This window comes from Kitasatospora herbaricolor, from assembly GCF_030813695.1.
GTDB classification, from domain to species: Bacteria; Actinomycetota; Actinomycetes; order Streptomycetales; family Streptomycetaceae; genus Kitasatospora; species Kitasatospora herbaricolor.
This window is the reverse complement of sequence record NZ_JAUSVA010000002.1, coordinates 2,480,004-2,502,982: the sequence shown is the minus strand read 5'-3', so window position 1 is coordinate 2,502,982 and position 22,979 is coordinate 2,480,004. Positions and strand designations below refer to the sequence as shown.

At 74.8% G+C, this 22,979-nt stretch carries 17 protein-coding genes; 6 read left to right on the top strand and 11 right to left on the bottom strand.

Annotated features, from left to right (window positions below):
- Positions 1 to 249: 249 nt before the first annotated feature.
- Together J2S46_RS11265 and J2S46_RS11260 are read left to right on the top strand one after the other, a co-directional pair.
- Positions 250 to 1,116, top strand: coding sequence for a Sco1979 family transcriptional regulator (locus tag J2S46_RS11265; protein WP_191291746.1), 867 nt, complete (start codon positions 250 to 252; stop codon positions 1,114 to 1,116).
- 67 nt (positions 1,117 to 1,183) lie between these two features.
- Positions 1,184 to 2,641, top strand: coding sequence for an aldehyde dehydrogenase family protein (locus J2S46_RS11260; RefSeq protein ID WP_191291747.1), 1,458 nt, complete (start codon positions 1,184 to 1,186; stop codon positions 2,639 to 2,641).
- Between the two features lie 81 nt (positions 2,642 to 2,722).
- On the opposite strand, the gene J2S46_RS11255 is transcribed toward J2S46_RS11260, so the two are convergent.
- On the bottom strand, positions 2,723 to 3,703 hold the full coding sequence (locus J2S46_RS11255; RefSeq protein ID WP_191291748.1) for an ArsR/SmtB family transcription factor: 981 nt from the start codon (positions 3,701 to 3,703) through the stop codon (positions 2,723 to 2,725).
- Positions 3,704 to 3,775: 72 nt separating this feature from the next.
- On the opposite strand from J2S46_RS11255, the gene J2S46_RS11250 reads away from it, so the two are divergent.
- Positions 3,776 to 5,140 (top strand): MFS transporter, encoded by a 1,365-nt coding sequence (locus J2S46_RS11250; protein ID WP_191291749.1) that lies wholly within the window; start codon positions 3,776 to 3,778, stop codon positions 5,138 to 5,140.
- Positions 5,137 to 5,964 carry a hypothetical protein gene (locus tag J2S46_RS11245; RefSeq protein WP_191291750.1) on the top strand — a complete coding sequence of 276 codons (828 nt, stop codon included), beginning with the start codon at positions 5,137 to 5,139 and terminating at the stop codon, positions 5,962 to 5,964. The genes J2S46_RS11250 and J2S46_RS11245 overlap by 4 nt, the downstream gene beginning before the upstream one ends.
- A 33-nt stretch (positions 5,965 to 5,997) precedes the next feature.
- On the opposite strand, the gene J2S46_RS11240 is transcribed toward J2S46_RS11245, so the two are convergent.
- The 4 genes from J2S46_RS11240 to J2S46_RS11225 form a co-directional block, all read right to left on the bottom strand.
- Positions 5,998 to 6,993, bottom strand: coding sequence for a phosphotransferase (locus J2S46_RS11240; protein WP_191291751.1), 996 nt, complete (start codon positions 6,991 to 6,993; stop codon positions 5,998 to 6,000).
- A 152-nt stretch (positions 6,994 to 7,145) separates the two neighbouring features.
- Entirely contained in the window at positions 7,146 to 8,555 is a 1,410-nt protein-coding gene (locus tag J2S46_RS11235; RefSeq protein ID WP_442358318.1) for an IS30 family transposase, read from the bottom strand.
- Positions 8,556 to 8,640: 85 nt separating this feature from the next.
- On the bottom strand, positions 8,641 to 10,464 hold the full coding sequence (locus J2S46_RS11230) for a bifunctional metallophosphatase/5'-nucleotidase (RefSeq protein ID WP_191290356.1): 1,824 nt from the start codon (positions 10,462 to 10,464) through the stop codon (positions 8,641 to 8,643).
- 271 nt (positions 10,465 to 10,735) lie between these two features.
- On the bottom strand, positions 10,736 to 11,419 hold the full coding sequence (locus J2S46_RS11225; RefSeq protein WP_191290357.1) for a helix-turn-helix transcriptional regulator: 684 nt from the start codon (positions 11,417 to 11,419) through the stop codon (positions 10,736 to 10,738).
- 332 nt (positions 11,420 to 11,751) lie between these two features.
- Between J2S46_RS11225 and J2S46_RS11220 the strand changes: the two genes are divergently transcribed.
- Positions 11,752 to 15,015 (top strand): helix-turn-helix transcriptional regulator, encoded by a 3,264-nt coding sequence (locus tag J2S46_RS11220; protein ID WP_191290358.1) that lies wholly within the window; start codon positions 11,752 to 11,754, stop codon positions 15,013 to 15,015.
- 191 nt (positions 15,016 to 15,206) lie between these two features.
- On the top strand, positions 15,207 to 16,865 hold the full coding sequence (locus J2S46_RS11215) for a COG1470 family protein (RefSeq protein ID WP_191290359.1): 1,659 nt from the start codon (positions 15,207 to 15,209) through the stop codon (positions 16,863 to 16,865).
- A gap of 164 nt (positions 16,866 to 17,029) precedes the next feature.
- Here the strand turns inward: J2S46_RS11215 and J2S46_RS11210 are convergent, their stop codons facing one another.
- From J2S46_RS11210 to J2S46_RS11185, 6 genes are read right to left on the bottom strand one after another with little or no spacing between them, the layout of a single operon-like run.
- Positions 17,030 to 17,617, bottom strand: a complete 588-nt coding sequence (locus J2S46_RS11210) for a phage tail protein (protein ID WP_229912776.1) — start codon at positions 17,615 to 17,617, stop codon at positions 17,030 to 17,032.
- A complete protein-coding gene (locus J2S46_RS11205; protein ID WP_191290360.1) occupies positions 17,614 to 19,563 on the bottom strand; it encodes a putative baseplate assembly protein in 1,950 nt (649 codons plus the stop codon). Before J2S46_RS11205 ends, J2S46_RS11210 begins: the two co-directional genes overlap by 4 nt.
- Positions 19,563 to 20,006 carry a GPW/gp25 family protein gene (locus J2S46_RS11200; protein WP_191290361.1) on the bottom strand — a complete coding sequence of 148 codons (444 nt, stop codon included), beginning with the start codon at positions 20,004 to 20,006 and terminating at the stop codon, positions 19,563 to 19,565. The genes J2S46_RS11205 and J2S46_RS11200 overlap by 1 nt, the downstream gene beginning before the upstream one ends.
- A 1-nt stretch (position 20,007) precedes the next feature.
- Positions 20,008 to 20,427, bottom strand: a complete 420-nt coding sequence (locus J2S46_RS11195) for a PAAR domain-containing protein (protein ID WP_229912777.1) — start codon at positions 20,425 to 20,427, stop codon at positions 20,008 to 20,010.
- Between the two features lie 12 nt (positions 20,428 to 20,439).
- A complete protein-coding gene (locus J2S46_RS11190; protein WP_191290362.1) occupies positions 20,440 to 22,215 on the bottom strand; it encodes a VgrG-related protein in 1,776 nt (591 codons plus the stop codon).
- A gap of 6 nt (positions 22,216 to 22,221) precedes the next feature.
- Entirely contained in the window at positions 22,222 to 22,926 is a 705-nt protein-coding gene (locus tag J2S46_RS11185; RefSeq protein WP_073921943.1) for a CIS tube protein, read from the bottom strand.
- Between the last annotated feature and the right edge of the window lie 53 nt (positions 22,927 to 22,979).

Genomic DNA, 22,979 nt, shown 5'->3' with positions numbered 1-22,979 from the left:
GGGGTGGTCGGTCGCTCCGCCTTCTCCCGCGCCCCTTCCTTCGGGCGCCGGCGGTGTGCTCTCCGGGGTGCGGAATGTGCGTGATGCGGGCCGGGGCGGGGGCGCCGCATTGGTGTCGGTTGGTCTCACGGGCCTTTCTGCGTACCACAGTTGTGTATCGTCCGTTGGTTTGGGCGCCGAATGTCAGTGCTAGGTGGCAGACTGCGGCGGTAGGCCTGGGCGGGCGCGTGAGAGGCGGAGGTTCGCAGGATGGGCACAACGCAGACCGGTGGCGGGACGACGGTGCGGCGCTTGATGCTGGGGTCCCAGCTGCGCCGGCTGCGGGAGGCCAGTGGTGTCTCGCGCGAGCAGGCGGGGTACTCGATCCGGGCGTCCGAGTCGAAGATCAGCCGGATGGAACTGGGGCGGGTGAGTTTCAAGGAGCGGGACGTCGCCGACCTGCTCACCCTGTACGGGATCCGTGCGGACGGGGAGCGGACGGCGGTGCTCGGGCTGGTCGGGGAGGCCAACGCGCCGTCCTGGTGGCACGGGTACGGCGATGTGCTGCCGGTCTGGTTCCAGACCTATCTGGGGCTGGAGGAGGCCGCCTCCGGGATCCGCAGCTACGAGGTGCAGTTCATCCCCGGGCTGCTGCAGACCGCCGGCTACGCGCGGGCCGTCTTCACGCGCGGCAACCCGGCGGCGGAGCCGGCGGAGATCGAGCGCCGGGTGGAGGTGCGGACGCGCCGCCGGCGGTTGCTCACGGCCGAGCGGGGGCCGAGCCTGCTGGCCGTCATCGACGAAGCGGCGCTGCGCCGCTCCTGGGGCGGTCCGGAGGTGATGCGGGACCAGATCGACCGGCTGGCCGAGTTCGCCGAGCTGCCGAGGGTCGACCTGCGGGTGATGCCGCTGGGGGTGGGCGGGGTCCGGGCGGAGGCGGGGGCCTTCTCGCTGCTGGGCTTCCCCGAGCCGGATCTGGCGGACGTGGTGTACCTGGAGCAGTTCACCAGCGCGCTGTACCTGGACAAGCCGGACCAGGTCGCCGAGTACGGCCGGGCGATGGACCGGCTGGTGGCCGACAGCCTGGGCCCCGAGGAGACGTTGAAGCTGCTGGCGGCGGTCCGTCAGGAGCTGTGACCCGTACCCATGATGATGAGGAGTCAGATAATCTGCTGACTCCGGCTTCGTGGGTGAGAGGGATCAGATGTCCTGGTTTTCGGAACTGTCGCGTCAGTACATCGACGGTGAATGGCGTACGGGCTCCGGCTCCTGGGACATCGTCGACATCGACCCGTACAGCGGGGACAAGCTCGCCGCCATCACCGTCGCAACGGCCGCCGAGGTCGACGACGCCTACCGCGCCGCCGAGCGCGCCCAGCGGGCCTGGAGCCGGGTCAACCCGTACACGCGGCGGCTGGTCTTCGAGCGGGCCCTGCGGGTGATCGAGGAGCGAGAGCAGGAGATCACCGAGGCGATCGTCTCCGAACTCGGCGGCACCGCCCTCAAGGCGGCCTTCGAACTCTCGCTCTCCAAGGACGTGCTCCGCGAGGCGATGCAGCTCTCGCTGCGCGCCGAGGGCCGGATCCTGCCCTCGCCGGTGGACGGCAAGGAGAACCGCCTCTACCGCCTGCCGGTCGGCGTGGTCGGGGTGATCAGCCCGTTCAACTTCCCGCTGTTCCTGTCGTTGAAGGCGGTCGCCCCGGCGCTGGCCCTGGGCAACGGCGTCGTCCTCAAGCCGCACCAGAACACCCCGATCGTCGGCGGCACCCTGATCGCCAGGATCTTCGAGGAGGCGGGCCTCCCCGGCGGCCTGCTCAACGTGCTGGTCACCGACATCGCCGAGATCGGCGACGCCTTCATCGAGCACCCCGTGCCCAAGGTGATCTCCTTCACCGGCTCCGACACGGTCGGCCGGCACGTCGCCACCGTGGCCGCGAGCCACTTCAAGCGGACGGTGCTGGAGCTCGGCGGCAACAGCGCGCTGATCGTGCTCGACGACGCCGACCTCGACTACGCGGTGGACGCCGCCGTGTTCAGCCGCTTCGCCCACCAGGGTCAGGTCTGCATGGCGGCCAACCGGGTGCTGGTCGACCGCGGCGTCGCCGACGAGTTCACCCGGCGCTTCGTGGCCAAGGTCGCCTCGCTGAAGGTCGGCGACCCCAAGGACCCGGCCACCCAGATCGGCCCGCTGATCAACGCCAACCAGGCCGAGTCGCTGACCGCCGAGGTCGACCGGGCGGTCGAGGCCGGCGCCACCGAGCTGCTGCGCGGGCAGACCGTCGGGACGCTGATGGATCCGGTCGTGCTGGGCGGGATCCCCGCCGACGCGCCGATCCTGCAGCGCGAACTCTTCGGCCCGGTCGTCCTGGTGGTGCCCTTCGACGGGGAGGACGAGGCCGTCCGGATCGCCAACGACACGCCGTTCGGCCTCAGCGGCGCCGTCCACACGGGCGACGTGGAGCGCGGCGTCCGGCTGGCGCAGCGGATCGAGACCGGCATGATCCACATCAACGACGGCACCATCCACGACGAGCCCGTCGTGCCGTTCGGCGGGGAGAAGAACTCGGGCGTAGGGCGCCTCAACGGCGAGGCCACGGTCGAGGCCTTCACCACCGTGAAGTGGATCTCGATCCAGCACGGGCGCAGCCGCTTCCCGTTCTGACGCCCCGGTGCCCGCCGACCCCGCCCCGGCGGCGGCGGGCACCGCCGGGGCCCGAAGACCGCTCTCCCGCGGTCCGGAGGCTCAGGGCGCGCCGCCCTCCAGCAGGGCCTGGCCGAGCGCCGTCAGCAGGTACAGCACCTCGCGGCCGGTCCGGTGGCGCGCCACCAGGCCGGCCGCGTGCAACGCCGTCAGGTGGTGCGAGACGTTGGGAGCCGACAGTCCGGTCCGCTGCGCCAGAGCGGTGGTGGAGCCCGGTGACTCCAGTTCCGCCAGCAGCCCGGCCCGGGCCCGGCCCAGCACCCCGGCCAGCGCGTCCGGGGTCGCCGCGCCGCCCTCCCAGAGGGTGGCCACCCCGCGCGGCGGGTACACCACCCCGGGCTGCGCCTGCGGGCCCGTCTGCAGGACACAACCCGGCCATACGAAGACCGACGGGACCAGCACCAGCCCGCGCCCGCCGTCCAGCGACTCCTCGATGTCGTAACGGCGCTGGGACACCGTCATCCGCCCGCCCTGCCAGCTGACCTTCGGGTGCAGGCCCTCGAACAGCGCGGCCGGGCCGCCGGCCGCCATCTGCCGTGCCCGGTGCAGGATCTCGCCCTCCGCCAGCCGGGCGATCCGGGGCCAGTACGGCTCGACGGCCACCGTCCAGTAGGCCCGCACCTCCGCGGTCAGCCGGGCCAGCCCCGACACCGGGTCCGCGTGCAGGGCGGCCACCAGCGGGGGCAGCGGCCGGTCGACCGGCGCCAGGTCGGCACGGACGGTCCCGGGCGCGGTGGCGGCCAGCTCCGCCAGTTCCTCGTCCATCCCGGGCGCGGTGGCGGCCGGCACCGGGGTCAGGAAGTCCGGCAGGTGCCAGGCCGGCATCGGCACCAGCTGCGACAGCAGCTCGTACTCCACCCCCGCCCGGGCGAGATCCGCCCGGGCCCGCCGGACCCAGGGCAGGTGCACCGCCCGCGACCCCGGGTCCTTGAGCACCTGAACGCTCGTCACCACCTCCAGCAGGCGCGAGCAGGCGAACCGGGTGGCCGCCACGTCCTGGGCCGAGAACCGCAGCGTGAGCACGTCTTCCCCTTCGAGGATTCGACCAGGACGAAATCTCTGGGCCCACCCGATCATCGCCGCAAGGCTCGGTCCATGACCAGCACCGTCCCCGTATCCGTCCAGGACCGCCTCGGCCTCCCGGACACCACCGGCCGGCGCCGGCTCGTCGGCGCCCACCTCGTCGACAGCCTCGGCACCGGACTCCTGCTCGCCTTCACCGTCCTCTTCTTCACCCGCACGACCGGCCTCGGCGTGGCCGCCGTCGGCGCCGCCATCACCCTCGCCCGGCTGCTCGCCCTGCCCACCGCGATCCTCACCGGCCCGCTGATCGACCGCTACGGCGCCCGGCAGGTCGCGGCCTGCGGCAACGCGCTCTCGGCCGTCGCCTACGGCGGCTTCCTGCTGGCCCACCATGCCTGGCAGATCGTCCTGGTCAGCCTGCTCGCCCAGGCCGGCGCGGTCGCCTACTGGACGTCCAGCACCGGCCTGGTGGTGCTGGCCGCCGCCGGGGGCGAGCGCACCCGCTGGTTCGCACTGGTGCAGACCCTGCGCAACGCCGGGCTCGGGATCGGCGGGGCGCTCGGCTCGCTGGTGGTGGTCGGCAGCGGCACGGGCGGCCTGCGACTGCTGGTGCTGCTGAACGCCCTGAGCTACGCCGGCGCGACCGTCCTGCTGGCCGGCTGGCGCCCGGCCGCGGTGCCCGGCGGCCCTGCCGCGCCCGCCCCGGCCGGTGCCGCGCCGGCGGCCGGCGGCTACCGCCGGGTGCTGCGGGACGGCCGCTACGTCCTGCTGGTCGGGATCAACCTCTGCTCGGTCTTCGGCTCGATGATCATCAGCATGCTGCTGGCCGTCTACCTCACCGAGGGCCTGCACCAGCAGGCCTGGGTGGCCGGCTCGCTGCTGGTGATGAACGGCGTCCAGGTGGTCCTCACCCAGAGCGTGGTGGCCCGCCGGCTGGAGCGGTTCCGGCCCACCCGGGTACTGGCCGCCGCGTCGCTGGTCAACGCGGTGGCCTTCGCCCTGTTCGCCCTGATGGCCTCGGCACCCGGCTGGGCCGTCCTGGCCGGCCTGCACGCCGCGATGTTCCTCTTCAACGCGGCCGAGACGATGGCCACCCCGTTCGCCGAGGACCTCAGCGTCGGCCTGGCCGACCCCGCCCTGCGAGGCCGCTACCTCGCCGTCTACCAGCTGTCCTGGAACACCGGCCAGGCGCTCGCCCCCGGGCTGCTCACCCTGCTGCTCGTCCGGGGGACGCTCTGGCCGTGGGCCTTCCTCGCGGCCCTGGCGGTGGCCGCGGTGCCGGCGTTGCTGCTGCTGGAGCGCCTGGTCGCACCCGCCGGCCGCCTCGTGGCTCCGGCCGGGGCGAGCCGACCTCCCGTCGGCGGAGCCGGCGGGGCTCGCCGCGCTGGGTGTCCGGCGGGATCGAAGGCCGGTTCCGGAACGATGCCGTCCGCATGAGAGGCTCAACGGAGATGATCACCTACTCCGGGGGGAGACCCGCCATGCGCCGCGCCACCGCTCTCACCGTCCTCGTGGCGGCCGCCATGACCGCGCTCGCGGGCTGCCAGGACAACCCGGGCGGTACGGCGGCCCCGGCGCCGTCCCAGGTCTCCGGCAGCGCCACCACGCCGCCGGCCGCGGCTGCGCCCGCCCCGGTCGCCGACGGAGGGTTCGCCCCCGAACAGGCCGTCGCCGTCGCGGAGGAGACGCCCTACGCGACGACCATGACTACCAGCACCGCGTACTCGGGCACGGCCGTGCTGACGACGACCGGGCGGATCAACGTCAACACCCTGTTCACCGGCCGGGTCGAGATGCGCAGCACCGGCGAGGTCCCGGCCGACCAGGCCGTCTGGCTGGAGACCGTCACCACGGCCGACGCCGTCTTCGTCCGCAACCGCGTGAAGGCCGGCAGTGCGTGGACCAAGGCCGCCCGGACCGACGACATGGCCGGCCAGGCGAACTACGCGGGGTACGCCAAGCTCCTGCTCGCCACCGGGCCCTCCGCCCGCAAGGGCATGGAGAACGAGGGCGGGGCGCCCGCCCAGCACCTCGCCGGGCACCTCGGCCTCGACCAGGTGGCCACCGTCGACCCGGGCGTCCTGCGCACGATGAAGGCGAAGGGCGTCACCGACTTCGACTGCGACCTGTGGATCGACGGCCAGGGCCGCACCGTTCGCTTCGAGCAGCGGATGGACGTCCAGGGGGTGCCGGTCGTCAACAAGGTCTTCTTCGGTGAGTTCGGGCCGGTCGAGACCTTCACCGCTCCCGCCGGCGGCTGACCGGGACCACCGGTCGCGTCCGGGGGCGCCCGGTCAGACCCGCCAGCCGCGGCGCTCGGCCAGCCAGCGCAGGGTGACCTCGCCGCTCCAGGTCTGGTGGCGGCGCAGCATCCGGGACCCGGACGGCGGGTCGGGCTGCCCGCCCGACCGCAGGAAGTACCCGGTCAGGGCGGCCAATGCGGAGTCCAGCTGGTCCGGCGCCGCGTCCCGGGCGGCGGGGTGCGCGGCGAACAGCCGGTCGGCGTCGTGGCCGTCGGCGCGGGCGGTGGCCAGCAGCAGCGTCAGGTCGAACCAGCTCGCGCCCAGCCGGGGCCAGTTCCAGTCACAGATCCAGGCCCGCCCGTCGGCGTCCAGGACGATGTTGTCCCGGCGCAGGTCCTCGTGCAGGACGGCGTCGCCGGCGGTCGCCGCGATCCAGTGCTCCTCCAGGGCGGCCAGCGGCTCGATCAGCCCGGCCGGGAACCAGCCGGGCAGCAGCTCGGCGCCGGGAGCGCCGCCGGCCAGCCTGCGCCAGTCGTCGAAGTCGTCCTCCCCGGGCTCGGGCCGCAGCGGTTTCAGGCCGAGGGCCAGCAGGTCCGGCGAGGGGCCTGCCAGCGCCTCGGCCAGGGCGGCGCAGGCGTCCAGCGCCGCGGCCAGCTCCTCGGGGTGCCAGGGGTCGGCGGGCATCCGGGCCCCCGGCACCGGGTCGAAGCCGAGCACCACCCAGCCGGCGCTCTCCTCGACCCAGCGCAGCGCGGGCGCGGGCACACCGGCCGGCAGCGCCCGGTTGATCGCGGCCTCCCGCCGGTAGCAGTCCGCGATGTCCGGGTGCGTCACGGCGTCGACCGCCTTGACGAACTCCGCTCCGGCCGGACCGCGCACCAGGGCCGCGAAGCCCGGGGTGAAGCCGCCGCCGGCGCTGGACCCCGCCGCCACCGGCCCGCCGAGCCGCCGCCCGATCAGCTCCCGCACCCACGGCGGCAGATCCGTCCACTGCGGGCGGACGGCGGTGCTGGTGTACAGCGGGCGGGGCGTGATCGTCTCGGTCATCCGTCCATGCTGCCCGGGTGCCGTCGCGGCCCGCCACCGCCTTTCGGCGCGTGTCCCGCCCCTGCGCCGGGGGTGGCGCGCGTCGCGGTCGGCGTACGAAGGGCCCCGGCCCGGAGCTTGGGTTCTAACGGTCCTCGCAACACCGCCCGGTTTTAGGTGGTGAGTAGATCACGTAGGCGCTCGGCTGGGTTGTCCCAGTCGAGCGTCTTGCGTGGGCGGCCGTTGAGTTCCTGGGCGACGTGTTCGAGGTCTTCGGGGCTGTGGATGCTCAGGTCTGTGCCTTTGGGGAAGTACTGGCGCAGGAGTCCGTTGGTGTTCTCGTTGGAGCCGCGTTGCCAGGGCGAGGCGGGGTCGCAGAAGTAGACGGGCATGCCGGTGGCCATGGTGAACTGCTTGTGGCGTGCCATTTCGCTGCCCTGGTCCCAGGTGAGGGAGCCGCGTAGGTGTGCGGGCAGGGTCTGGACGGTGCGGACGAGGCCGTCGCGGACGGTTTCGGCGTCGTGGGCTGCGCCGGGCAGATGGACGAGCATCGTGTAGCGCGTGGTGCGTTCGACCAGGGTGGCGATCGCGGAGCGGCCGTTCGCGCCGATGATCAGGTCGCCTTCCCAGTGGCCGGGCACCGCCCGGTCCTCGATGCCGGCGGGGCGCTCGCTGATCATCAGCATCGGATCGGTGAAGCGCGGGGTGCGCCGGTCGGGGTCGCGGTGCGGCTTGCGGCGGGTGCGGCCGGAGCGGACCGCGGCCTGGACCTCGCGTTTCAGGCCGCCACGGGCCTGGAAATACAGCGCCTGGTAGATGGTCTCCACGCTCACCCGCATGCTCTCGTCGTTGGGATGCTCCCTGAGCAGAGCGTGGCAGATCTGCTCGGGTGACCAGCGTCTGCGCAGTGCGTCCCCGACGAAGCGGCGCAGTCGGCCCTCGCGCAGCAGTTTGCGTTCCTTGGGTCGGGGCCGGCGTGCGGCGGCCGCCCGGTGGGCCGCGTAGGGGTGGTAGCCCTCGCTGCCGGAGTTCGCGTCGAGCTCCCGCTTGATCGTGCTCGCCGGCCGGCCCAGGGCCCGTCCGATCGCCCGCAACGAGTGGCCCGACGCGCGCAGATCGCGGATCCGCTCGCGCTCGGACAGCGTCAGGAACCTCGGGTGGAGCTGCTTGTCCAGGGCGGCCAGGCCCACCGGTGCTGTGGTCACACCGCACATCGTGACGGTCCCCGCCGCGTAGTCGACACGGCGGCCGTCGGGATAGGTCCGTGCGGTGCCGCTCTTCTTGACGCCCCGGTCCCAGTCCTTGGCCGTGCGCTCGTTCACACCGACCCGCCGGGCCGCCTCGCGACGTGCGACCCCACCGGCTCGGAGCCGCTCGTACTCACGCCGTCCCGGATGCCGCCGCGATACGCGCACCGAACCCCGCCCCGCCTTCCGGGCCCAGCCGAAGGCAGTGTTCCGGTTCACGCCCAGCTCACGCGCCACCACAGTCACGTTCCCCACGGCATCCAACCGCGCAAGGAACCGCTCCCTCAACCCTGCGAGACCACCACGCTCAACGCCCACGGTCCTCGCAACTCCCATTGATCATGGGTGTTGCGAGGACCGTTAGAACCCAAGGAGCGGTCGCTCCGGGCCGGGGCCCCGGGTGTGCGGGCGCGTGCCGGGCCTAGAAGACCGGGACGCCGGCCCGGACCAGGCGCCAGGAGACCGAGGCGAAGTCGGCCGGGTCGATGACGCCCTTCTCCTTCACCCAGCCGATCATCGCGTTGCGGATCTCGTCCGAGTTCGCCCACACCTTGGTGGCGGCGGCCACGTGCGGGAAGTTGCCGCCGCCGTTGGCGCGGTAGTTGTTGACGGCCAGCACGAACTGGGCGGCCGGGTCGATCGGCTTGCCGTCGAAGGACAGGTTGACGATCCGCGAGCCGGCCGGCTGGGCGATGTCGATGTCGTAGGAGACGCCGTAGACGGAGTCGTAGTTGTAGTCCGGGATGTTCTGCGCGTTGGTCAGGGTGGCCTTGTCGACCGCCGCACCCGGGGCGAGCTGGTTGTAGTACTTCGCGGAGAACTCCAGGTAGTCCTTGATCTGGGCGCCGGTCAGGATCCGCGCCTCCAGGGTGTTCTCGTAGATGTACAGCCCGGCGGCGTCGCGCAGCTTGACCTGCCCGGCCGGGATCTTCGCGGTGCGGTTGAACGGCGCGGCCTGGGCCAGCACCGGCAGGGTGGCGTACGCGGTGGAGGCCAGCGCCGCCTTGACCACGTCCACCTGGACCTTGCCGATCAGGTCGATGATCGGGGTGTCCTGGAACGGCGCCTCGGCGATCGACAGTTCGATCTTCGCGGTGCCGATGACCTGGTTGACGTACTCGACGACCTTCTTGTGCTGGGCGGTCATCAGGTTCACGATCTCCGGGTCCTCCGGCACCGTGTTGGAGTTCAGGACGCGGGCGGAGAGCGAGGTGACCTTCCAGGCGCCGTTGTCCAGCTCGACCTCGAAGTCGAAGCAGGTCAGCCGCTGGCCCCAGCAGAGCGGCTCGGAGAGCACGACGGTCTTCCCGGTCTCCTTGTTGACGACCAGCCGCTGCGGGATCTCCTTGTGCGCGTGGCCCACCAGGACGGCGTCGATGCCCGCGACCTGCTCGGCCAGCGCGACCGAGACGTTCTCGCCCCAGGGCAGCTGGTCGCCGTAGGAGGTCGCCTCGTCCATGCCGGAGTGGCAGGCCACCACGACGACGTCCGCGCCGGCCGCCTTCAGCTTCGGCAGCCAGGTCCGCGCGGTCTCCACGATGCCGGGGAAGGTCATCTTGCCGGCCACGTTCGCCTTGTCCCAGATGGCGATGCCGGGGTTGGTCAGGCCGAGGATGCCGACCTTGAGCGCCGGGCCGCCGGGGAGCTTGATCTTGCGGATCACGTACGGCGGGAAGGCCGGCTTGTCGTTCTTCGCGTGCAGCGCGTTGGCGCCCAGCAGCGGGAAGTCCAGCTGCTCCTCGTAGGCCCGCAGGGTGTCGATGCCGTAGTTGAACTCGTGGTTGCCGAGCGCCGCGGCGGTGTACTCCATGGTGTTCATGGCGAGCGCCATCGGGTGCTCGGGCGCGGTGTCGGCATCGGTGGCGATCGGGTCGACCCGGGCGTAGTAGTAGGTCAGCTGGGTGCCCTGGATGGTGTCGCCGGCGTCGATCAGCAGGGTGCGGTCCCAGCCCTTGTCCTCGCGGACCTGCTTGGCCAGCGTGGAGATCTTGGCGAGGCCGACCTCGTTGTGCGCCTTGTCGGCGTAGACGGCGTCGGTGAAGTAGTCCCAGTTGAGCACCCGGCCGTGCAGGTCGGTGGTGCCCATCACGGTGAAGGCCTGCTTCTTGGGACCCTTCTTCTCCTGCGGCTCGGCGCCCTTGGCCGCGGCGGGGGCGGCGGCGGCGACCGAGACGCCGCCGGCCAGGGCCGCGCCGGCGGCGGTCGCGGCGGAGCGGGCGACGAAGTCACGGCGGTTCAGGGGCATCAACGACTCCAGGTGGGGACTGTGGACGGACCGTCAAAGGGTGGTGACGCGCGTAGAGGAACGCGCGTAGAAGTCTGCCCCGCCACGGCCCCGCGCCGATAGCCCCCGGACGTTTCCAACAGGTGAGATCTTGGCGACTCCGGAATGACGGCGGCCGGGTGCGGCCTCCCGCCCTCCGGCTCCCTTCCCCCGTCCGTCCGCCCCCCGTCCGCCGACCGCCCGCCGGTCGACTGCGGCCCCGGTCCGGCCGGGTGCGGCCCGCGCGGGCCCGTCAGATGTAGCCCTCGCGCAGCGCGTACGCGACCGCGTGGGCCCGGTTGCGCAGGTGCAGACGCGTGGTCAGCCCGTGCAGGACGTTCTTCACCGTCCGCTCCGAGTACGACAGCTTCGCGGCGATCTCGGCGGTGTCCCAGCCCTCCGCGACCAGCCGCAGGATGTCCGACTCGCGCTCCGAGATCCCCGGCGGCGTGAACCCGGGCATCCCCTGCACGCTCCGCTGCAGCCGCCCCATCTGCACGATCAGCCGGCCCAGCAGGTCGGCCGGCAGGTCCCCGTCGCCCCGGGCGGCCGCCAGCACCGCCTGGCCCAGCCGCGGCGCGGTGGCCTCCCGGCGCCACAGGATCGCCGCCACCCCGCACTCGACGGCCTCCAGCAGCTCGGCCTCGCGCATCCGCTCGACCACCAGGACGACCCGGACCTCCCCGCCGCGCACCATCCGCCGCAGCGCCGCCGTCACCGTCGCGTCCACCGTCTCCGCCAGCATCACGGCGACCGCGCCGGCCGCCGCGTGCTGCTCCTCGACGAGTTCCAGCGTGGCGCACTGCTTGAGCTGGCTCACCGCGCCGGCCCGTGAGATCGGGTCCGCCGCGTGGACCACCACGGGGATCCGCACCCCGGCCCGTACTCCCGGTCGGACCCCGGACCGGACGGCTCCGTCGGCCTGCAGGACAGTCATGGCTCCCCCTCCTGGATGCCGGGCCCGCCACTGCCCGGCGGTGTGCACGCTGAGAGCATGGTCCGCATGTGCCTGACAGCGGGAAGGGCCCACGATGTGGAAAGGAGGCCGATCGGCATCGCCCCGACCCCCGTACACCCATGCTCCCCGGGGACGGGCCGCACCGGCCATCGTGGTGCACCACGAGATCGGGCGGCCGGCCCGGGAGCCGTGCGACGAAGCTCACAGCCCTCCGGGGCCTCGCTGATGCAGCGTCAGGGCCCCGGGCTGCGTGAACGGAGTAGCAACCCGTTCGGCCCGGCGTGTCCGGGTCCTCGGCCGAGAGGACCACGATGACCAGCAGCGCGACCACGAGTACGGGTACGAAGACCACGACCACGAGAACGGGTGGGAGCACCACGAGGACGAGCGCCGCCCGGACCGGCCTCCCCGGCGCGGACCGGATCCCGGCGCCCCGGTCCGCCGGGCCGCGGCCGGACGCCCTGCGCCCGTGGCTGGCCGAGCGCACCGAGGCCCTCGCCCGCGCCGGGGAGATGGCGGAGCGGGCCCGGCACGGCTCGGGAGGCGTCCTGCTGCTCGCCGGCGCCGCCGGCACCGGCCGCACCGCCCTGCTCGCGGCCGTCGCGGCCGGCCCGGCGGCGGCCGGTCTCGGGGTCCTGCGCGCCCGCTGTTCGGCCGAGGAGTCGCACAGCGCGTACGCGGCCGCCCGGCAGCTGTTCAACCCGGGCGCCCGCTCCCGCGGCCTGGCCACCCGGACCCCGGGCGCGGTCGGCCGGGCCGGGCCGCAGCCGCCGGGCGATCCGGAGGCCGACCTCTGGGACCTGCTGCTCCTGCACGCCTCGCACCGCCCGCTGCTGCTGGCGGTGGACGACATCCAGCTGGCCGACGCCCCCTCGCGGCAGTGGCTGCACCAGCTCTGCCGCCGGATCGACCGGCTGCCCGTCCTGCTGGTCGTCACCGAGCGGCGCCGGCCGGAACTCGGCTCCCCGGCGGCCGGCTTCGGCCGCACCCTGACCTCGCCGCCGGCGCAGACCTGCCTGCTGGCACCGCTCGGCCGTGCCGCGGTCGCCGAACTCGCCGCCCGCCGGCTCGGCGCCGGACGACCGCCCGGCAGCACCCCCGGCGTCGTTGCCGGAACCCTTCCCGGCACCGCCTCCGCACGCACGGCCGGGGCGCCGGACGCGGCCAGGACGCCGGTGGACGCCCCGGTGGACGACGCCCTGGTGGACGACGCCCTGGTGGACGACTGCCTACAGGCGACCGGCGGCAACCCGCTGCTGCTGGACGCCCTGCTCACCGACCTCGCCGCGCTGCCCCGGGACCGGGCCCGGCAGACCGCCGCCGGCCGGGGGCCCGCGCCGGCGGCCTTCGTCGACGCGGTCGACCACTGGCTCAACAGCTCCGGCCCCGAGGCCGCCACCGCCGCCCGGACCCTGGCCCAGCTGGACAGCCGCCCCCTGGAGCCGGCCGGCCCGCAGCCGGGGGCGGGCGACGAGCGGGCGTCGGCCCCGGCACCGTCCGACCGGTCCGGCCGGCCGGACCTCCCGCCTTCCCCGCCCCTCCCGGCGCCGCCGCATCCGGATCCGCTCCTCCCGGCCCCGGTCGAACCCGGCGGCCACGCCGCGGTCGCCGCCGAACTCGCCGAACTCACCGGCGCCGACCCGCTCCGGCTGGCCGGCTGGCTGGCCGGACTGACGGCTCAGGGACTGCTCGGCCCGGCCCCGGACGCCGGTCGGCCCCGCTTCGCGCACCCGCTGCTGCGCGAAGCCGTCCTGGCCGGCTGGGACGCCGCCCGCCGGGCGGAGGTGCACCGGGCCGCCGCCGCACTGCTGCACCGCCGCGGCGACCCCGACGAACAGATCGCCCAGCACCTGCTGCTCGTCCCCGGCCCGGGCGAGCGCTGGGCCTCCGACGTCCTGCACCGGGCGGCCCGCTCGGCCCTGCGGGACGGCCGGCAGTCGCTCGCCGCCGCGCTGCTGCGGCGTGCCCTGGCCGAGCCGCTGTCCGCCCGCCGCCGGGGCGCCACCCTCACCGAACTCGGCTGCCTGGAGGTCTCCCTGGGCGGCACCGGGCACGCGGCCGGCATCCGGCACCTGGCCGAGGCCGTGCACCTGCAGCAGTCCGACGAGGGCGTCTTCACGGCGGCCAACGCCCTCGGCGCGGCGCTCGCCGCCCGCGGCGAGACCGCCGCCGCGCTGGAGGTGCTGGAGGAACTCGCCGACCGCTTCGCCGACCGGGAGGACCTCGCCCGCGCCGTCCAGGCCGCCGCCGCACTGATCTCCTCGCACGACGGCCACAGCTGGCTGCAGGTGGTCGAGGGACTGCGCCGGATCGCGGCCCGGACCCCCGTGCGGATCGCACCGGCCGCCCGGGCGCTGCTCACCGAGTTCGACTCGACCAGCGGCCTGCTGTCCGCCGCCGAGGTGGCCGAGCGGGTGCGCGAGCTGACCGAGGCCCCGCAGGACCCGTTCTCGCAGTCGTACGTCACCGCCTCCGCCGCCACCCTGGCCCAGTGGGCCGACCTGCTGCCGGTGGCCGACCGGCTGGTGGAGCAGAGCATGGCCGCCTACCGCGGCCCGCTGCTGCACCCCGGGTACCAGTGCCTGCTCAGCGTCCGCGCGGAGAGCCGGGTGATGCGGGGGGAGTACCGGCAGCTGCTGGAGGAGTGCCGGGCGCCGGCCCGGGAGGGCGGCCCGGCCGGGCCGGACGGCGACCCGGGCCACCAGGGCCTGCTCTCCCTGGGCAACGCCCACCTGGTGGCCCAGGCCGTGATCGCACTGACCGAGACCGGCCGGCTGGACGAGGCGCACGAGCTGTCCCGGTCGGCCGAGGCGGGCGGGACGCACGGCTCCTGGGAGTGGAACGAGTACCTGTACGCCCGGGGGCTCCTGCAGCTCGCCTCCGGCCGGCCCGCGACCGCGCTGGCGGACCTGCTGGAGTGCGGCCGCCGCCAGCGCGAGCGGCAGGTGGAGAGCCCGATCGTGACCCCGTGGCGGTCGGCCGCCGCCGACTGCCAGGTGCTGCTGGGGCTGCCGGGACAGGCCGTGGAGCTGGCCGCCGAGGAACTGCGGCTGGCCCGGGTCTGGGGCACGCCCCGCACCGTCGGCCGGGCGATGCGGGCGCTGGCCGCGGCCACCGGCGGACGGCAGGGCCTCGCGACCGCGGAGGAGGCGGTCGAGCTGCTGACGGAGGCGGAGGTGGCGACCGAGCTGATCCCGGCCCTGATCACCTTCGGGCAGCTGCTCGGAGCCGCCGGCCGGCGGGCCGCCGCCCGGCGGACCCTGCGGGAGGCGGCGGCCCGGGCCGAACGCCTCGGCGCGGTCCGGCTGCGGACGGTCGCCGTCGGTCTGCTCCAGGAGTCCGGGGCCCGGCTGACCACCCAGCGGCACACCGGCGCACCCGCGCTGACCAGCAGCGAGCAGCGGATCTGCCGGCTCGCCGCGGCCGGCCACTCCAACGCCGAGATCGCCGGCCTGCTGCACCTGGCGGTCCGCACGGTGGAGACCCATCTGACCAACAGCTTCCGGAAGTTGGGCATCCGGCGGCGGGCCGAACTTGCGGCCGGCTTCGAGTCGGCCGAACCGGCCGAGGAGTAGCCGGCGTCCACCCCGGGCCACCCGGCGCCCACCTTGCGCGGACGGGGCGGGCGGCGGACCGGCGCGGTGCGGTGACGGCGGGGCCGGGTCCGGCCGCCCGCGCCGGTTGCCCCCAAGGGCAGCCGCCGCTGCCCCCGGGACGGCCCCGCCGGCCGCTGACAGAGCGTCCGGACGCCGCCTAGAGTCCGGCGGTGAGCATCTGGACTTCCCTAGAACCCGCATCGGCCACCGTGGACGCGGGCGGCACCACCACCGTCACCCTGCGGGTGCGCAACACCGGTGACGTCGTCGAGGAGTACCGCGTCGCGCCGCTGGGCGGCCCGGCGCTGTGGCTGCGGATCGAACCGGCCGCCCTGACGCTCTACCCGGGCACCACCGGCACGGTGGAGCTGGTCTTCTCCCCGCCGCGCTCCCCGGAGGCCGCCGCCGGGCCGCACCCCTACGCCCTGCAGGTCACCCCCGCCGAGCAGCGCTCGGCCACCACGGTGGTCGAGGGCGTCGTATCGGTCGCGCCGTTCACCGAACTGCACGCCGAACTGGTGCCGCCGGTCACCCGGGGCCGGTTCCGGGGCCGTCTGCACCTGGCCGTGGACAACCTGGGCAACACCCCGGTCACCGCCGTGCTGGCCGGGCGGGACACCGGCGACCAGCTCGACTTCGACCCGCACCCCTCCTCGGTGCAGATCGCCCCCGGCCGGGCCGTGTTCAGCAAGGTGTCGGTGAAGCCGCGCCGGATCCGCTGGAGCGGCGGCAGCGAGAGCCTGCCCGTCACCCTGGCCGTCCAGCGGGCCGGCGCCGAGCCGCTGACCCTGGAGGGCAGTTACCTCAACCGGGCGGTGCTGCCCCGCTGGGCGGCCGGCCTGCTCGGTGTGCTGGCGGCGGTGCTGCTCGGCTGCCTGGCGCTCTGGCTGACCGCCAGCCCCTCGGTGGCCAGCCGGGCGAAGCCCGCAGCCCCGCTCGCGGCCCAGCCGGCCGGGGCCGGCGCGCCGATCGCCCCCGAGCCGGTGCCGCTCGCGCCCGAGCCCACCGCGCCGGCCCCGGTGGTGCCCGGCGCGCCCGACCCGCTCCCGGGCCAGCCGGCCGCCGGCAGCGCCGGCGGCTCCTCGGGCGGCTCCTCGGGCGGCTCCTCCGGCGGTGGTGGAGGTGGCGGCGGCGGTACGGCCTCCGGCGGCGGTGGCGCAGCCGCGCCCGCGCCCGCGCCGGCCGTGCCGCCGGCCCCGGCGGGTCCGGCCCGGGCCGCGCTGCCGATCAAGGCGGGTGACAGGACGCCCAACCTCTTCGTCCTCTTCGCCCAGGAACGGCTGAAGCGCCTGGACGCCACCAACGACTGCCGGCTGACCAAGGCCGTCACGGCCGGCCAGATGGACGCGCCGACGGTGGAGAAGATCGCCTGCTTCCAGAAGGCCACCGACGACCACAAGCGGACCCCGCCGGGCACCCTGCTGGCGACCGACAAGTCCGGCAACCTCGGCCGCGCGACGATGTCCGCGCTGTGGATGTGGGACGTCATCGGCGACGGCTCCAAGGTCGGCCCCGGCAGAACCACCTGGGAGGTGTTCGCCACCAGGGCCGCGCTGCGCTGGGCCGACCAGAGCGAGCTGAGCGCCGCCGACCTGGCCGCGGACGAGGACAACGTCCGCAAGCTGCTCGCCAGTTGGAGCAGCAAGGCGGCCCTGCCGACCGCCTCGTACGACGACGCCAAGCTGGCGACGGCGATCCCGAAGTACCAGGGCGACCAGCCGGCGGCGGCGGGCGGCGTCAGCACCGCCCTGCTCGCGCTGATCTCCGGCTGGGTGAAGGACCAGGCGGCGCCCGGCGTGGTGCAGCCCACCAGCTGGCCCAAGCCGTAGCGTCCGGGCCGCCGGCGACGGGCCCCGACCCGTCGCCGGCCGCCCCTCGGGCGCTGCGGGGCGGCGCGTCCAGCATCGGCGACTGCGGCGGACAGCAAGGACGACGGCGGCGGCCGGGGGAGGAGGTGCCCCCGGCCGCCGCCGTCGTCGTCGTCAGGACGCCCCTACCGCTGCGCCGCCTCGACCCGGTACCCCACATGGGCCGGGCGGTGCTCCTCCACCAGCGCCTCGACCCGGCGCAGCAGCGCCGCCGGATCACCCTCCTCCACCGGGACGGCCACCCGCACCAGCAGCGACTGTCGTGGCGAGCCCGGCAGCGGCCCGTTCGGCGTCGCCGACCAGTGCGCCCCGCCGTTGTCCGTGACCTCCGCCTCGACGCCCAGCAGCCGCAGTTGTTCGGTCAGGCCGGGCACGGTGCCGCGCAGCCGGTGCACCCGGACGGCCTCGCCCACCGCCGGCCGCAGCCGCTCGACCGGCTGCCCGGCCGCGGTGTCGGCGGCGACCCAGCCGGCCAGCCAGGCGAGGAAGTCCGGCGGCGCCAACCGCGGGTCCCAGTAGGCGTCCAGGCAGTCCAGCACGGCGAAGACCGGCGCCAGCACGTCGTCGAAGGCCGCCACGAAGCGCCCGCCGAACTCCCCGTCCGCGTACACCTCGGGCAGCCGGGCGGCGAACGGCCGGGGCGAGGCCAGGCCGTCCACGGCGTACCGCGCGCCGTCCCCGCCGGGCCGCTGCGGCCCGGTGCCCCCCCTCACAGCTCCTCCACCCGGACCTGGTGCTGGTACGAGAACACCAGCGCGTTGCGGTCCAGGTCGACCCGGTCGCCCGGAGCGCCCCGCTCACCCGTCAACGGGTTCGCCGGGAACAGCTTCACGTCGTCGACGAGTTCGACCCCGGGCAGGCGCTGGAGCACCGCGTACGCCTCGCCCGCCTGGACCGGGCGGCCGAACGGCCAGCCCGTGCCGTCGGCGCCGCCGGTCAGCGGGTTGAGGTACCGGTGGAGCGCGTCCAGGGCCCGCTCGCGGACCTGGCCGGTCGCGGTGCCGCGCCGGGCCATCAGCCGGGCCACCACCGTGACGCCCTGGTAGAACGGCGGCTCGACCACCAGCCGGGCGCCGATCGGGCGGCGTTCGTCCAGGTACCGGGCGATGCCCGCCAGCATGTCGTCCGGCGGCACCATCTGCTCGAAGCGCAGCCGGTCGCCGCTGTCCGCGACGGCCGCCGGCACCACCAGCACCCGCACCCCGCCCTCCTCCGCGCCGCGGCCCGCCGGCAGCGCCAGGATCCGGGCCGCCGAGGGGGCCGCCCGCCGGGCCAGCAGTTCGTAGTCGGCCGCGGTCACCGCGCGGTCCTGGGTGCGCAGGTGGAGCGGCCCGCGCGCCATCGCGCCCTGCACCGTCTCGCCGTCCACCCCGCCGGACGCCGCCTCCCGGTTCTCCACCCGGGCCACGTACGGCACCGAACTGCGGACCACCGACAGCGCCCCGCGCGCCACGTTGCCCCGCCGGCCGCCGCCGGTGCGGTAGCGCGCCACCCGGATCCGGGCCCCCTTGGGCGGCACCGCGCCGTACTGGCGCAGCGAGCCGTCGGGCTCCCGCACGGCCGGGCCCAACGCCACCTCGCCGCCGGTGCGGTCGACGGTGAAGCAGCGGTCCAGCGGCCCCCGGTCGGCGAAGGTCTCCACCTCGCGCCAGTCGCGCCAGCCGTCCTCCGAGGACACCTCGACGGTCAGCGGGCCGTCGCCGCCCAGCATCGGGGGGTGCGCCACGGCGAAGCGCTGGCCCGGCGTGCCTTCCGAGTCGCCGATGAACTCCCCGTCCACGCTCTGCGCGTTGACCGCCCGCACGGTGCCGCCGACGGTGGCGGCGGTGACCGCCCGCACGGTCGGCGAGGCCGCGTAGAACGGCTGCCCGGGCCTGGCCGGCACCGTCCGGCAGCGCAGCCAGCCGGCCCGCTGGCCGGCCACGGTGGCCAGCGCGTGCCCGCCCGGTACGTGCAGCACCACCTCGCCGGGGCGGTTCAGGCCGCCGGTCCCGTCGCTGTCCACCTCGCACGGCAGCCAGCCGTCCCCGTCGTACGCCTCCCAGACCAGCGGCGGCTGGCGCGGGTCCACACCGACGCCCTCGACCCGGCTGTCCAGGCGCAGCAGCACCGCGCAGTGCGGGACCGCCGCGGTCAGCCCGACCAGCAACTGGTCACCCGCCTGCGGGACGTCGGCGAAGCAGCCGACATCCTGACCGGCCTGCAGCTCCTCCGTCCGGTCGACCGGGCGGCCGTCCGCCGGCCGGGTCAGCAGGAAACCGAACTCGCACGGGTTGACGGCGAGTTCGTCGGTGGTGGCGAAGACGATCCGGTCCTCGTGGCCGCTGCTGAGGGTGGACACCTCGGTGCCGGCCCGCAGTCGCAGCTGGACCGGCTGCGGCGCGGACAGCCAGAAGGTCACCTCGGCGCGGGCCGCCGCCGCCGGGAACAACTCCACCCCGACCAGGTCCAGGAAGGCCAGGTAGCTCTTCTCCGGCACCCGGTTGAGCCGGTACAGCAGCTGATCCGTCATGTGGGCGAAGGCCTCGACCAGCGTCACCCCCGGGTCGGAGACGTTGTGGTCCGACCACTCCGGGCAACGCTGCTGGATGAACCGTTTCGCCTCGTCCACCAGCTGCTGGAACCGGCGGTCGTCGAGATTGGGGGAGGGCAGGACCATCAGCGGGAACTCTCCTGAACGGACTGCGTGCCGCCGGCGGGCGACGGCTCGTGCGCGGGAATCACGTAGAACGGGAAGACCAGGCTGCGCGGGTTGTTGGTGCCCCGCACGGTGTAGCGGATCTCGATGTAGAGGGTGCCGCTGTCCGAGGAGTCCAGCGCCACCTCCACCCGGTCCACCAGGATCCGCGGCTCCCAGCGGTCCAGCGCCCGCCGCACCTCGTACGAGATCCGCCCCGCGGTGTCGGCGTCCGCCGTCGCGAAGACGTACCCGTGGATGCCGCAGCCGAACTCCGGCCGCATCGGCCGCTCTCCCGGCGCCGTCCCCAGCACCAGCCGGATCGACTCGCTGATCTCCCGGTCCCGGTCGACCAGCGCGATCGAGCCGGTGGCGTCGGTCCGCAGCGGGAAGGCCCAGCCCGCCCCGACGAACTGCTCGGGCATCTCACCGCCCCCCGACGAACACGGTCGGCGCGCCGCTGCTTACCGACGCCTGGCAGCTCAGCCGGTCACCCTTGCGGGCCGCCGGGAACCCGCCGATCAGCACCCGGCCGGCGGCCGGCGGCGGCGGGGGCACGGCCGGCAGCGCCAGATTGGTCAGGGTCAGCGTCATCGGCATGTGCAGGGTGCAGGTGTGCACCGTGCCCACCACGGCCGCCGGCTGCCCGCCGATCCGTACCGAGGTGACGCCCAGCAACGGCCCGGGATCCACCGGCAGCGCGGGCAGCGCCTGCCCGCCGGGCGGGCCCACGGTGCCGGTGGGAACCCCGGGCACCACGGGGGTGTACGTGTGGCTGGTGGTGTCTCCCAGCCTCGCCGCCTGCGGCATCCGGTCCTCGGTTCTCTCGCTCTGGCCGGCCGTCACGACGGCCGGCCTTCAGTTCAGATGGATCGTCGCGGCCTTGACCGTGACGTCGGTGGTGCCCCGCACCGAGACGCTGCGCCCGGTGAGCTTCAGCTCCCCGCCGCCGGCGTCCAGGGTGATCCCCTCACCCCGCACGGTGACCTGCTTGCCGGCCGTCACCGTCACCGTCCCGTCGCTGTGCACGGTGATCTCGGTCCGCTGCCGGTCCAGGTGGACGGTCAGCCGGTCGTCGCCGCTGCGCAGCCGCACGCCCTGCTCGGCGTACGCGCCGTCCAGCAGCTCCAGGCGGTCCCCGCTGCGGGAGGCCAGCGAACGCCGGTTGACCCGCCCGAGGCCGTCGGTCAGCGGGGTGGCGTCGGGCGAGGGCAGGTCGGCGCCGTTGTAGAGGCCGCCGATCACGTACGGGCGGTCCAGCAGCCCCTGTTCGAAGGCGACCAGCACCTCGTCGCCGATCTCCGGGCAGATGAGCCCGCCGCCGCGCACCCCGCCCAGCTGAACCGTCCGGGCCCAGTCGCTGACGTACGCCTCGCCGCCGCCCGAACTGTCCGACAGCCAGGGGAACTTCAGCTTCACCCAGGCCTGCTTCTCCTGGCCCCGGTAGCCGGAGAGCGGCGTCTCACCGGGCTTCATGATGTCCACCACCACGCCCGTGGCCACCGAGGGGATCCGGGCCGGGCGGGCCGCCGCCGAGGCGCCCGAGGCGAGCCCGTACCAGCTGCGGTCCTGGCGGCCGCTGACCGTCAGCCGGGTCTCGTAGCCCAGGCCGCGCAGGTCCGCGTGCACCGCCGCCGTGATGGTGTACTTGCCGTCGAAGGGCGCGCCCGCCCGGCTCAGCGTCACGGGGACACCCACCCGCAGGTGCGGGTTGCCGCGCACGGTGATCTCCAGCTCGCCGAGCGCCGCCGCGGTGTCGGCCGCCAGCGCTGCGGACACCGCCGTCGCCTCCGCCGCCGTCCGGTACGGGACGTCCGCCACCAGCAGCCGGGCGGGCGGGAAGGCCGCCACCGCCTGCTGCGGGGTGAGGCCCAGCTGCAGCTCCGTGCTCGGGGTGACGGGCGTGTCCGCGACCACCGCCGCCTTGCGGGCGACGTCCCAGCCGCGCACCTCCACCGTGGACACCTGCCCCACCGAGGACACCGCCGCCCGGACGGCCAGCACGTTCCGGCCGAGCTCCAGCACGAACGGGCTCTGCTCCGGCCGGGTGGCGAGCCCCGGCGCCGAGGTGGCCGGCACCGGGTCGCGGAAGTGCAGCAGGCCGTCCGCGACCACCAGTTCACGGCCGTTCTCCACGGCCAGCGTGCGCAGGAACTCCCAGTCCGAGACGTTCGGCTGGGTCAGGTACTCGTACACCGTCCGGGTCGCGTCCACCGTGCCGAGCGGCACGCCCGCCGCCGAGGCCAGCTGCACGGCCACCTCGGACGCGGTGCTGTTGCGGTAGCCGGCGATCCGCCGGCCCCGCTGCAGCCGGTGCGAGACGTCCAGCGCCCGTACCGTGGTGAAGCTGCCCGCCCCGTCGAACTCGGCCTCCAGGGAGACCACCTCGCCGGTGAACAGCGGCAGCAGCGCGGTCTCGTCGCCGGGCTTCACCTGGACGGTGAACTTCCCGCCGACCGTGATGCCGGTCTGCGCCAGCAGGTCACGGCCCGGATCGAGGAACCGCACCACGGCGACCGCCGGCAGCCCCCCGCTCTCCTGGACCTGCACCTCCATCGGCATCCCCGGCCACGGCGCGGGCAGCGGCCCGGGGCAGCCGATCACGAACGCGTTGGTGTTCGCACCCAGCGACATCGCCCGCTACCCCGCCCTCGACTCGGCCGCCGCCGGCACCAGCAGCTCCGCCCCCGGCCGCAGCCGCATCGGGTCGTCGATGCCGTTGGCCTCCGCGATCCGTCGCCAGGCCGTCGCGTCGCCGTACTCCTGGTACGCCAGCAGCTCCAGGCTGTCGCCCGCCACCAGGCGGTGCACCCGCCGCGCGTTCAGCGCCCCCGAGGTCGGGTTCTGCCCCGGCGTCGGCTCCCCGGACTCCGTCACCTGCACCTGGCAGGTGGCCCGCAGCGGCCGCCCGCTCGGATCGAACAGCGAGTACGTCGCGCTCACCTGGCCCAGGTACCCGAAGAACTTCACGCTCTCGAAGGACCCCCAGGCGAACATCACCCGGGGCGCGCTCGGCGCCTTCGCGGCGATGCTCGCCGGCGTCGGGGCGCACCAACCCAGCAGCGTCTCCACCGACTTGGCCACGCTGTCGTCCCGGGTGGCGGTCGCGTCCAGGAACAGCTCCACGGTCAACTGCCGCGGCTGGGCGCCCATGAACTCCGGCACGCCGGTCTCCTCGCCGCCCCGGATCAGGTTCTGCCGCCACTGCGCGCCCTTGCTCAGCGACAGCGTGTTCGGATTGAACTGGAACCTGATCTCCGGACCGAGCCGGCCCCCCGGCGGGGCCCCGGGCTTGGGCGGCGGCTCGTACGCGGTGAGCGTCGCCTTCGAAGGGGTGGTCTGCATCGGCTGCTTCTCCTGGGTCCGCTGCTGGTGGTCGCTCGTGGGTGCCGTCGGGC

Bases quoted from the DNA above. Each gene is read 5' to 3' on its own strand.
- J2S46_RS11190 (WP_191290362.1), bottom strand. From the start codon at position 22,215: ATGTCGCTGGGTGCGAACACCAACGCGTTCGTGATCGGCTGCCCCGGG.
- J2S46_RS11250 (WP_191291749.1), top strand. From the start codon at position 3,776: ATGACCAGCACCGTCCCCGTATCCGTCCAGGACCGCCTCGGCCTCCCG.
- J2S46_RS11205 (WP_191290360.1), bottom strand. From the start codon at position 19,563: ATGGTCCTGCCCTCCCCCAATCTCGACGACCGCCGGTTCCAGCAGCTG.
- J2S46_RS11240 (WP_191291751.1), bottom strand. From the start codon at position 6,993: ATGACCGAGACGATCACGCCCCGCCCGCTGTACACCAGCACCGCCGTC.
- J2S46_RS11235 (WP_442358318.1), bottom strand. From the start codon at position 8,555: ATGGGAGTTGCGAGGACCGTGGGCGTTGAGCGTGGTGGTCTCGCAGGG.
- J2S46_RS11265 (WP_191291746.1), top strand. From the start codon at position 250: ATGGGCACAACGCAGACCGGTGGCGGGACGACGGTGCGGCGCTTGATG.
- J2S46_RS11185 (WP_073921943.1), bottom strand. From the start codon at position 22,926: ATGCAGACCACCCCTTCGAAGGCGACGCTCACCGCGTACGAGCCGCCG.
- J2S46_RS11200 (WP_191290361.1), bottom strand. From the start codon at position 20,006: ATGCCCGAGCAGTTCGTCGGGGCGGGCTGGGCCTTCCCGCTGCGGACC.
- J2S46_RS11220 (WP_191290358.1), top strand. From the start codon at position 11,752: ATGACCAGCAGCGCGACCACGAGTACGGGTACGAAGACCACGACCACG.
- J2S46_RS11225 (WP_191290357.1), bottom strand. From the start codon at position 11,419: ATGACTGTCCTGCAGGCCGACGGAGCCGTCCGGTCCGGGGTCCGACCG.
- J2S46_RS11245 (WP_191291750.1), top strand. From the start codon at position 5,137: ATGAGAGGCTCAACGGAGATGATCACCTACTCCGGGGGGAGACCCGCC.
- J2S46_RS11230 (WP_191290356.1), bottom strand. From the start codon at position 10,464: ATGCCCCTGAACCGCCGTGACTTCGTCGCCCGCTCCGCCGCGACCGCC.
- J2S46_RS11260 (WP_191291747.1), top strand. From the start codon at position 1,184: ATGTCCTGGTTTTCGGAACTGTCGCGTCAGTACATCGACGGTGAATGG.